Raw genomic sequence first — 10,793 nt, forward strand, 5'->3', positions numbered from 1 at the left:
GAAGAACGGTCACGGGACAGATGGTCTCGACAAGCTCGACCACCGGACACCACCGTCCGCGACACACACCGCCGAACGCGGCCGGCGAAGCCGGCGCCCGCAGGGCGTCTCGATTCCGGGGCTCGTCGAGAAGACCCTCAAGACTGGGCCGGCGGCTCGCACCGGCCACGAAGAAACGGTCACGGAGCAGGTGGTCTCGACAAAGCTCGACCACAAGCACAACCGTCCAAAGAAACCGGTCGACCCGACGCAACCACACCAGAGAGTCACGCCGAGTCGACCCGACTAGGAGGCAACCTCCGCAGCTCCGAGATCGAGCCGATTCCCCGGACGGGGCAGCCCGTAGTGATCCCGGAGGGTGACCCCGGAGTACTCCGTACGGAAGAGCCCGCGCTCCTGCAGGATCGGCACGACGGACGACGCGAAGGCCTCGAGACCCGAAGGCAGCACGGCGGGCATGATGTTGAACCCGTCGGCGGCGCCGTTCTCGAAGTAGTGCTGGATGGTGTCGGCGACCTGGACGGCGGTGCCGGTGAAGGTCCGGTGCCCTCGCCCGCCGCCGAGGCGCCCGATCAGCTCGCGCACAGTCAGCCGGTCGCGCCGAGCCCAGTCGACGATGAGCGTGTAGCGGCTCTTGGCACCCTCGATCTCGTCCTCGGTCGCGATGTCGGCCGGCAGCTGCTCGTCGAGCAGGAGCCGCGAGGGATCCACCTGCAGGAGCTGGGCGAGCTGAGCCACCGCGTACTCCGGGGCGATCAGCCGGTCCAGCTCGGCCTCGAGCTCACGCGCCTCGGCCTCGGTGTCACCCAGGACCGGGACGATCCCGGGCAGCACCAGCACATGGTCGGGGTTGCGCCCGGCCGCGACCACCCTCCGCTTGATGTCGGCGTAGAACGCCTGGCTCTCCGCGAGCGTCGGCTGGGCGGTGAAGATCGCCTCGGCCCAGCGCGCCGCGAACTCCTTGCCGTCGTCCGAGGAGCCCGCCTGGACGAGCAGCGGATAGCCCTGCGGAGACCGTGCCAGGTTGAGCGGACCCTCCACCGAGAAGTGGGCCCCGACGTGGGAGATCGGCCGGATCCGGTCGCCGACCGCGTGCACGCCGGCGTCCTTGTCGGCCAAGATCGCGTCGTCGGTCCAGCTGTCCCACAGCTTCGTGGCGACGTCGAGGAACTCCGTGGCCCGTTCGTAGCGGGTCTTGTGCAGCGGCTGCCCCTCCAGCCCGAAGTTGCGTGCCGCCGCGTCCCCGGCGGTGGTGACGATGTTCCACCCCGCTCGCCCGCCGGAGATGTGGTCAACCGAGGCCAGCCGCCGAGCGAGGTTGAACGGCTCGTTGTACGACGTCGAGGCGGTCGCGATCAGGCCGATGTGCTGCGTCGAGACCGCCAGCGCGGTCAGCAGCACCGTGGGCTCGAGACGCCCCGACGGCCGCCGACCGGGCTCGCCGAACATGGCCGGCGAGTCGGCCAGGAACAGCGAGTCGAACTTGGCCTCCTCGGCCACCCGGGCCAGATGCTGGTGTGCCGCGAGCGAGAGGTTCGCGTGCGGGTCCGACCCGGGCAGCCGCCAGGACGCCTCGTGGTGACCGGTGTCGAGCAGGAACAGGTTGAGGTGGAGCTGGCGAGCGCTCATCAGGCCACCTCCTCCTCGACCGATTCCACCACGCCGAGCTCGGTCAGCAGCTGGGCCCGCAGCGAGGCGAACCGCGGGTCGCCGGGACTCCGCTTCGAGCCCAGGTCGATCCGGATGTCGGAGCCGACCACGCCGTCGACCAGCACGATCACCCGGTCGGCGAGCGTGATCGCCTCGTCGACGTCGTGGGTGACCAGCAGGATGGCGGGGTTGTGGGCGGCGTACAGCTTCTGGAGCAGCTTGTGCATTTTGATCCGGGTCAGTGCGTCCAGGGCGCCGAACGGCTCGTCGGCGAGGAGCAGCTGCGGGTCGCGAACCAGCGACCGCGCCAGCGCCGCGCGTTGCTGCTCACCACCGGAGAGCTCGTGCGGCCAGGCCCTGTCGCGGCCCTCGAGCCCGACCTCGGAGAGCGCCTCCAGACCGCGACCCCGGGCATCGGGACCCGAAAGCCCCAGGATCACGTTGTCCAGCACCCGCCGCCACGGCAGCAGCCGGGAGTCCTGGAAGACCACCGAGACCCGCTCGGGCACGTCCACGACACCCGAGCCCGCCACGGAGCGGTCGAGGCCGGCCAGGGCCCGTAGCAGCGTGGACTTCCCGGATCCCGAACGCCCGATCAGCGCCACGAACTCACCGGCCTCGATGGTGAGGTCGAGCCCGTTGAGCACCCCGCCGGCCTCGGAGAAGCTGCGGCGCAGCCCCTCGACACGTACGGCGGGTCCTGCGGATGCGGTCAGTGACTCTCCAGCGTGCGTCGCCATGCCAGTGCCTTTCTCTCGGTGAAGCGGACGATGCCGTCGGCGACCAGGCCCAGCAGGGCGTAGACGACCAGGCCGACGACGATGATCTCGGTCTGGCCGTAGCTGGACGCGAGGGTGATCATGTGGCCGATGCCGCTGGTCGCGTTGACCTGCTCGACGACGACGAGCGACAGCAGCGCGTTGAGCACCGCGAACCGCAGCCCGAGCAGGAAGCCCGGGGTCGCACCCGGCAGCACGACATGCCGCACGAACGCGCCGCGCCGCAGGCCGACGGTCTCGGCCAGCTCCGCGTAGCGGCTGTCGATGCCACGCAGCCCGTTGTGGGTGTGGATGTAGATCGGGATGAGTACGCCGAGGGCGATCGTGATCACCTTCATCGGCTCCCCGATCCCCAGCCACAGGATCAGCAGCGGCATCAGCGCCAGGCTCGGGATGGCCCGCTTGACCTGCACCGGACCGTCGATCAGCGCCTCACCGACCCGGCTGAGCCCGGAGACCAGCGCCAGCACCAGCCCGACGCCGACCCCGATCACCAGCCCGAGCGATGCCCGGTAGGCCGAGGTCGCGAGCGCCTCGGGGAGCCGTCCGTCGGCGATCAGCCGCTGCGCGGTCTCGACCACCACCCACGGCTCGGACAGCGTACGCGGATCCAGCACCCCCGTCGCCGAGGCGAGGAACCACAGACCCAGGAGCAGGACCGGCCCGATCCACAGCGTGCCGGAGACCCGCGGGCCGGGGCCGAGGCGACGGCGTACGACCCGCTTGTCGGTGGCCTTCTCCGAGACGACACCGACGATCGGCGCCTCGACTGCCGTGGTGGCCATCACTGACCGCCCTTCAACGCCTCGGCGATGACCTTCTCGTAGCGGCGGTCGTAGAGGTCGTTGACGTCGATGTCGGGCTGGTCCTGCTCCTTGACGAGGATGTCCGCGGTCTCCTGGTGACGCTCGATGAACTCGTCCCAGTTCTCCGGGATGATCCTCTGCCCCGACGACTCGAAGACCTTCTTGCCGTCCTCGAAGGTCAGCCCCTCGTGGTCGACGTAGTAGGCCTGGATCCACTCGTCCGGGTGCTCGTCGACCCACTTCTCCGACTTGACCCACAGCGCGAGGAAGTCCTTGAACGCAGCCGCCTTGGCGGCGTCCTCGAAGGTCTCCTCCGGCCCGTAGATCAGGGTCGCGTCGTCGCGGATGCCGGTCCGGATGGAGGTGGCGCCGTCACGGCCGTACTTGGCCAGGTAGGAGGTCAGCTGCGGTCCACCGAGCGGCGCGACGTCGACCTGGTTGGAGGCCAGCGCGTTGGAGAAGGTGTCGTCGACGCTCTGGATCTCGATCAGCTCGACGTCCTTCTGGGTCAGCCCCGCGGCCTCGAGCGTCTTGAGGACCAGCGCGCCCTGGGCCTGGCCGGGCGAGTAGGCGATCTTCTTGCCCTTGAGGTCGGCGAGCGTCTCGACCTTCGACTTCGGCGCGATCCCGAGCTCGTAGATCGGGTTGTCGAGCGGGTCCGGGTTCTCCGTGACCGCGACGATCTTGACCGGGGTGTCGGTCCAGGTCGCGAACAGCGGCGGGATGTCGGCGACGTAGCTCGCGTCGAGCGCGTCCGCCCGGAACGCCTCGATGCTCTTCGGACCACCGGAGATGTTGGCCCACTCGATCTCATAGCCCTTGACCTCGTCGATCAGGCCGGACGCCTTCAGCGCCACCTCGATCGGCGGGAGCCCGAGGCGCAGGACGGTCCCCTCCGGGACCTGGTCGGGGAGCGCCGCGTCAGCGGCGAGCTTGGAGGCACTGGACGCATCGGCGCCGCCGCAGGCCGTCAGCCCCAGGAGCAGGGTGGTGAGAACGGCGGCGATGGCGGTCAGGCGCGGTGGGGTGGGGCGGATCATGGCTCTCCTCTGGTTGGTCCGTCCAAACCAGAGTAAGTCAGTAGAGATTGGCTATAAAAGCGTTGCTCGGATCCTGAGACGTGCCTCCGGAGAACGAGACGCAGCCAGGATCAGAGGTAGACCGACTTCAGCTCCGTGTACTGAGCCAGGCCCTCCGCCCCGAACTCCCGCCCGATCCCGGAGGCCTTGAAGCCACCGAAGGGCGCCGCGAAGTCCATCGTGTAGGTGTTCACTCCGTACGTCCCGGCCCGCACCCGGCGGGCGACATCGAGCCCGGCCTCCTGATCGGCGGTCCACACCGTCCCAGCCAGCCCGTAGTCGGAGTCGTTGGCGATGCGTACGGCCTCCTCGACCGAGCCGTAGGGGATCACCGAGAGGACCGGGCCGAAGATCTCCTCCTGGGCGATCCGCATCCGGTTGTCGACGCCGGCGAAGACGGTCGGGCGTACGTACCAACCCGTCTCGAGACCGGCCGGACGACCGGTGCCGCCGGTGAGCAGGCGGGCACCCTCCTCCTGGCCGAGGGCGATATACCGCTCGACCCGCTCCTGCTGGCGACGGGCCACCATCGGCCCGAGCTCGCTCGCCGGGTCCGACGGGTCGCCGACCTTCATCGACGCGACCGTCGCCGCCAGCGCGTCGGCGATCTCGTCGTGGCGGCCGACGGGGACGAGCACGCGGGTCTGGGCGACGCAGGCCTGCCCGGAGTTCATCAGCGCGGTGAACTTGAGGCCCTCCAGCGTGGCGGCGAGGTCCGCGTCGTCGAGGACGATCGCGGCCGACTTGCCGCCGAGCTCGAGCGAGACCCGCTTGAGCCGTTCGCCGCACAGCGCGCCGATCCGCCGGCCGGCCGCGGTCGACCCGGTGAACGCGACCTTGTCGACGCCGGGGTGCGTGACCAGGTGCTCGCCGACCTCGCGCCCCGCGGCGACGATGCTGACCACGCCTTCGGGCACCCCGGCCTCGATCAGCATCTCGGCGAGGAGGTTGCCGTCGAGCGGAGTCTCCGGCGCCGGCTTGATCACGATCGTGCAGCCGGCCAGCAGCGCGGGGATGAGCTTGGACAGCACGGTGAACTGAGGGACGTTCCACGGCGCGATCGCGGCGACGACGCCGACAGGCTCATGGCGTACGACGACGTCCGAGCCGAGCACGCCGGCCCGCCGCGACTCCCACGGGAACTCGCGCGCGATGCCGAGGAAGGCCTCGATCTGCATCCACGGCGCAGGCGCCTGAGCAAGGTTGCTGAACGAGATCGTCGAGCCCATCTCGGCCGTGATCACCTCGGCCATCTCGCCGAGCCTGCCGGCATAGAGGCCCGAGAGCGCCTGGACGATCTCGATCCGCTCCTCCGGCGACATCCGAGGCCAAGGGCCCTCGTCGAAAGCCGTGCGCGCCGCGGCGACAGCGGCGTCGATGTCCTCCACCGAGCCCTCGGGGACCCGCGCCACCACCTCCTCGCTGTGCGGCGAGATCACCTCGATCGTCGCATCGGTCGCGGGCTTGGCCCAGGCGCCGCCGATGAAGAGTGCGTCGTGGTCGTAGGTCATGGTCTGCTCCTCAGATCCGGTCGAGCCAGTCGGTGAAGCCGGACGGGTCGTGACGGCCGAGGATCCCGTGCTCGAAGAGGCCCCAGCCCTCGACCCCATCGGCCCCGGGACCGTGCGCGACCGCGCGGCCGACATGGTCGATCACCCCGAACGGCACCCGGCCGGCGACCTCCGCCGAGGTCATGTCGTAGGTCAGCCGCTCGGTGAACCCGGCGCCCTTCCAGACCCCGTGAGCCCAGTCGGAGTCGCCGCCGTAGCCGCCGCCGACATGGATCGGCGCACCCAGCAGCGAGGAGACCTCGAGCACGAACTGCTTCCCGTCCGGGGTCGTGCACGTGATCGTCGCGCCCTCGGGGAGCCGCGTCCCGTCCCGGTAGTGGATCCGGACGTGCGGCCAGCCGAGCTGCTCGACCCGGCCATCGGCGAAGACCCGGGTGCAGTCGTTGAGCACTCGATGCCCGTCGGGGGTCTCCTGGATGATCAGGACGACGGCGAAGTCGTCGAACCTCAGCGGGACGTAGAGCCACCACATCCCCTCGAACTCCGGATCGGCGGGCTTGCCCGGCGGCACCCCCTCGCCGGACGGGCGGATCCCCCAGGACCGGTCCCGGGTGCCGACCCAGCGATCGTGGTCGACGGCGATCCGCTCGCCGTCGACCTCGATCACCCCCTCCCAGGTCCCGACCTGCGCGAACCGCTGCGCGTCGAGCACGGTGGCAGCCCCCTGACGCATCACGTGCGGCTGCTCCTGGACCACCTCGAACGACCCCTCCCAGCGCAGATCCAGCGCGATCCCGTGGGTCTCCTCCATCACCAGCCGAAGCTTCCGCAGCGGCTCCGTGACCTCGATCCGGTACGCCCCGACCCGCTGCTCCATCCGGTCACCGCCCCGCGGGTCTGCGCCGTCGCCCAGGTGCACGGCGGTCTGCTCGTCGCCACGGCGGAGCAGGACGTACGCGTCCTTGGTGCCGAGGTTGGGATAGAACCCCATCCCGGTGATCAGGAAGAGGTCGCCGGTGCGGTCGTGGGCGTTGAGGTAGCAGCGGTCGTAGAAGTTGCGGTCGCTGCTCCCCGCCCAGGCCACCGGTCGCGGAAGCTGGTGGATCGGGTACTCGTCGAGCGGGCCGACGCCGACATACTCCCCGTGCGACCCGAGCCCGCTCATGCGCCGACCTCGGCCAGCATCGCCTCGAACATCGCCCGGTGATAGAGCGACGACTCCGGGTCCTCGGGCGCCTCGATCTCACCGAAGTGGATCTGCCGGGCCGCGATGCGCAGGTAGATGATCCCCCACATCACCGCCGCGTGGACCTCGTGCCAGGTCAGGTCGCCGAGCTCGACACCGGTCGCCGCGGCGTACGCCTCCCGCACCTCGGATGCGGTGAGGAAGTCCGGCATCCCCGGCAGCTCCAGCATGGTGGCCAGGTCCTCGAAGATGCGGTGGGCGAAGATCATCCAGGTCACGTCCATCTCGCGCGGCCCGAGGCTGACCATCTCCCAGTCGAGGACCGCCACCGGCGCGAAGTCGCGGTAGATGATGTTGCCGATCCGCGCGTCACCCCAGCACAGGACCGGCTCGCCGCCATCTTCGGAGAGATCAGTGTCGGGGAGGTTGGCCTCGAGCCAGGCCAGACCGCGCTCGACCAGCGGCGAGCGACCGCCCCACTCCTCGGCGGTGGAGGCGAAGGCGTACCAGGCTCGGGTCTTGGCCAGGTTGCGGGCGATCAGCGTCTCGCCGGAATGACCAGCAAGGCCCGGATCGAGGAACCCGAACCGCGACGCGGCGTCGGGGATCGAGTGGAGCCCGGCGAGCACCTCGACCGAGCGCTGCTGGAGCGCCACCCGGTCCGAGGGCGAGGCGTCGAAGAGCCAGCTGTCGCCGAAGTTGTAGGGCATGACGTCGGGCGGGACGACCCCGTCGACCCGCTCCATCAGGAAGAACGGGGTCCCCAGGACCGAGCCGCTCATCTCGGCGAGGCCGACCTCCGGCACCGGGACGGGCGACAGCGAGCCGGCCAGGCGCATCGCGTCGTACTGCGCCTGCAGGTCATAGGTCGCGAAGACCGGGACGTCCTCGGGGCGGGGCGCCACCCGGAGGACGTACGCCTTGGTCTGCCGCGACCCGTCGACGGTCGAGGTGACGTCGAGCAGGACGGTCTCGCTGGAGAGCCCGTTGGCGTCGATGCCGCCGAGGATGGCGACCTCGGGATCGGCGCCGGGCGGGAGCGCAGCGGTCAGCCACTGCTCGAGCCTGGCGCCGATCGCCGCGGGGTCGCGGCCCGACTTCTGGAAGGTCATCTCGGGCGGCGGGGGCGCCTGGGTCACGTGCTCCTCCTAGAGGCGTGTGAGTCAGATCACACGCCTCAGATTGGTGGAACACGTTCTAGTTTGTCAACAGTCAGAACAGGATCTTGGCCGGCGTCTCGGTCGGCGCCGCCTTCGTGACGAACGCCTTCCGCTTCGCGGCGAACCCGAAGCGGTCGTCGAAGATGTCGCGAGCCATCTCGGCCAGCTCGATGCTCTGGTAGTAGGACATCGGCATCGCGCCGGCGCGGCGTGCCTCGCGAGCCGCCAGCGCCGGGACGTACGCCTCGGGCTCGGCGATGCCCTGAGCGAGGTCGCGCAGCCAGCCGTCGAACTCAGCCGCGTCGCGCGGTCCGAGGTCGCTGACCATGCCGATCCGCGCGGCCTCGGCCGCCGAGATCGGCAGCTTCGCACCGAGCAGCTCGTCGGCCTTCTCGGCGCCGACCCGGCTCGGCAGGCCCCAGGTGTGCAGCTCGGAGCCGAAGATGCCCATGTCGTAGTAGGGGTTCAGCACGACACCGGCGCGCGCGACCGTGATGTCGGCGCAGAGGCCGGCCATCACGCCGCCGGCACCGGCATTGGCGGTGAACGCGGCGATGGTCAGCTGCTCGGCCTCGGCGAGCGCCACGCAGAGCTCGTCGATGGCCCGGATGTTGTCCCAGGCCTCGGCCGCCGGGTCCTGGGCCGCCTCGATGACGCCGAGGTGGATGCCGTTGGAGAAGGCGTGCTCGGTGCCGCGTACGACCAGGACCGTGGTGTCCTCGACGAGCGCCTTGCGGACCGCATCGGTCATCCGGCGGCACTGCTGGGTGTGCATCGCACCGCTGTAGGAGCGGAGGGTCAGGTAGCCGACGTCGCCCTCGCGCTCGTAGGTCGTCTCGGCCAGCTCGTCCGGCATCCTCCGGTAGGGCGCGTGCCGGGTGTCGAGCACCCAGGCGGCCGGGAGCTTGGGGCCGCGCTTCTTCTCGAGCGCGGCGGCGTAGCCGACCCACAGGGTGCCGTCGCCGGTGGCGATCGCGACCGCGTCGGTGTCGACCCCGACCACGGTGCCGGGCTGCACGTCGCCATGGCTCTCAGGGGTCGTGGCGGCGTCGAAGAGACAGTACGTCTTTCCCTCGATGGTCGCCGGCGCACCCGGGGCGCCGTCGGCTGCCGCGATCCGCCGGGCGATCTCCGTGGCCGACGCGGACCAGTCGATCTCGAAGGCCTTCCGGCGCAGCAGCGGCAGCTCGCCGGTGCCCTCGACCTCGGCGGCCCACTCCTCGGCGGGCCTGGGAGTCTCCCCCGCCTCGACCATCCGGAGCACCTCCGCGACGCAGTCCATCGCCGCGTCGGCCACCGGGCCGTTGTAGAGCGCGCTCTTCGCGATCGGCACCTCGGACATCGCGAACGTCTCGGTCGCCCAGACCGGACCGGCGTCCATCTCCTCGACGGCGGACAGGGCCGTGACGCCCCAGCGCTCACGCCCGTCGAGCGTGGCGTGGTCGAGCGAGGACGGGCCCCGGTCGCCCACCGGTCCCGGGTGGATCACGACGGTCGGGTAGCGACCCCAGACCGCCTCCGGCACCCGGTGCTTGAGGAACGGGCACAGGATCAGCTCGGGCTCGATCGCCTCGACGGCCGCCACCAGCGACGAGTCGTCATGGACGGGCGCCAGCACGACGCCGACGTCGTGGCCACCCTCGGTGAGATCGCACCAGACCCGCTGGGTCAGGCCGTTGAACGCGGAGACGAGCAGCAGAATGCGCATGTGGGGGAAGTGTCCTTACTCGTAGGCAGCCCGAACAGACTCTTATCCCCCGAGGGGTATTTATCCCCCGAGGGGTGTCACTGTATCGGGCGCCCGCGACGGGCCGCACGCCGGTGTCCAGGAAAGGGACGGAAGACCTGGTGGTATCCGGGCCGCTCGCCCCGCTCCACGTGCCGGGCACCACGCCGTCGTCTTGTCGCCGCCTGCAAAGATGGTCGTGTCACAAGGGGGGACGATGACCACAGTCGACGACAACCCGCTCAACGGGTTGGTCGATCTCGTCGAGGCGAGCGCCGACGACATGACCCGTGAGACGGCGCGCGAGCTGGACCAGTTCCGGATGCGCTACAAGTTCGCGATGGACGAGGTCTCGACCAAGATCGCGATCCTGCGCGAGGAGTTCGAGCACACCCACGACCACAGCCCGATCGAGCACGTACGCACCCGGCTCAAGTCGGCCGACAGCCTGCTCGCCAAGGCGCGCAAGATCGGCTGCCCGCCCACCCTGACGGCGCTCGAGCAGCAGATCCGCGACATCGCCGGGATCCGGGTGGTCTGCCCGTTCGTCTCCGACGTCTACTGGATCATGGAGATGCTGGGCGGCCAGTCCGACGTCGACGTGGTCGAGGTCGAGGACTACATCGCCGACCCGAAGGCCAACGGCTACCGCAGCCTCCACCTGATCATCAAGGTGCCGGTCTACCTCTCCGACCGGGTGGTGGACGTGCCGGTCGAGCTGCAGATCCGCACGATCGCGATGGACTTCTGGGCCAGCGTCGAGCACTCGATCTACTACAAGTACGACGGCACCGTCCCCAGCACCCTGCGCGATGAGCTCGGCGCCGCGGCCCGCACCGCGGCCGACCTCGACGCCACCATGGCCCGGCTCCGCAGCGAGGTGCACGGCCCGGTTC

General features: G+C 70.2%; 10 protein-coding genes. 2 read left to right on the plus strand and 8 right to left on the minus strand.

What is annotated here, in order from left to right; all coding sequences use genetic code 11:
• Positions 1-289 (plus strand): hypothetical protein (locus tag ACFU7D_RS25915; RefSeq protein ID WP_378872827.1); only part of this gene is annotated, 289 nt, incomplete at its 5' end.
• Here the strand turns inward: ACFU7D_RS25915 and ACFU7D_RS25920 are convergent.
• The 8 genes from ACFU7D_RS25920 to ACFU7D_RS25955 form a co-directional block, all read right to left on the minus strand.
• Positions 286-1,629 (minus strand): LLM class flavin-dependent oxidoreductase, encoded by a 1,344-nt coding sequence (locus tag ACFU7D_RS25920; RefSeq protein WP_378872829.1) that lies wholly within the window; start codon positions 1,627-1,629, stop codon positions 286-288. The genes ACFU7D_RS25915 and ACFU7D_RS25920 overlap by 4 nt on opposite strands.
• Positions 1,629-2,390, minus strand: coding sequence for an ABC transporter ATP-binding protein (locus tag ACFU7D_RS25925; protein WP_378872831.1), 762 nt, complete (start codon positions 2,388-2,390; stop codon positions 1,629-1,631). The genes ACFU7D_RS25920 and ACFU7D_RS25925 overlap by 1 nt, the downstream gene beginning before the upstream one ends.
• A complete protein-coding gene (locus ACFU7D_RS25930; RefSeq protein WP_378872834.1) occupies positions 2,363-3,214 on the minus strand; it encodes an ABC transporter permease in 852 nt (283 codons plus the stop codon). Before ACFU7D_RS25930 ends, ACFU7D_RS25925 begins: the two co-directional genes overlap by 28 nt.
• Positions 3,214-4,275: an ABC transporter substrate-binding protein gene (locus ACFU7D_RS25935; RefSeq protein ID WP_378872836.1), complete on the minus strand. Its 1,062-nt coding sequence runs from the start codon at positions 4,273-4,275 to the stop codon at positions 3,214-3,216. The genes ACFU7D_RS25930 and ACFU7D_RS25935 overlap by 1 nt, the downstream gene beginning before the upstream one ends.
• 110 nt (positions 4,276-4,385) lie before the next feature.
• Entirely contained in the window at positions 4,386-5,825 is a 1,440-nt protein-coding gene (locus ACFU7D_RS25940) for an aldehyde dehydrogenase (RefSeq protein ID WP_378872838.1), read from the minus strand.
• A 10-nt stretch (positions 5,826-5,835) separates the two neighbouring features.
• Positions 5,836-6,990, minus strand: a complete 1,155-nt coding sequence (locus ACFU7D_RS25945; RefSeq protein ID WP_378872840.1) for a hypothetical protein — start codon at positions 6,988-6,990, stop codon at positions 5,836-5,838.
• Positions 6,987-8,150 carry a phosphotransferase family protein gene (locus tag ACFU7D_RS25950; protein WP_378872842.1) on the minus strand — a complete coding sequence of 388 codons (1,164 nt, stop codon included), beginning with the start codon at positions 8,148-8,150 and terminating at the stop codon, positions 6,987-6,989. The genes ACFU7D_RS25945 and ACFU7D_RS25950 overlap by 4 nt, the downstream gene beginning before the upstream one ends.
• Positions 8,151-8,223: 73 nt before the next feature.
• Positions 8,224-9,879, minus strand: coding sequence for an enoyl-CoA hydratase-related protein (locus ACFU7D_RS25955; RefSeq protein ID WP_378872844.1), 1,656 nt, complete (start codon positions 9,877-9,879; stop codon positions 8,224-8,226).
• 235 nt (positions 9,880-10,114) lie between these two features.
• Here ACFU7D_RS25955 and ACFU7D_RS25960 point away from each other — a divergent pair.
• Positions 10,115-10,793: GTP pyrophosphokinase family protein (locus ACFU7D_RS25960; protein ID WP_378872846.1), on the plus strand; the 679-nt coding region annotated here is incomplete at its 3' end.

It is taken from the genome of Nocardioides sp. NPDC057577 (genome assembly GCF_042801335.1).
Classification (GTDB): Bacteria; Actinomycetota; Actinomycetes; order Propionibacteriales; family Nocardioidaceae; genus Nocardioides.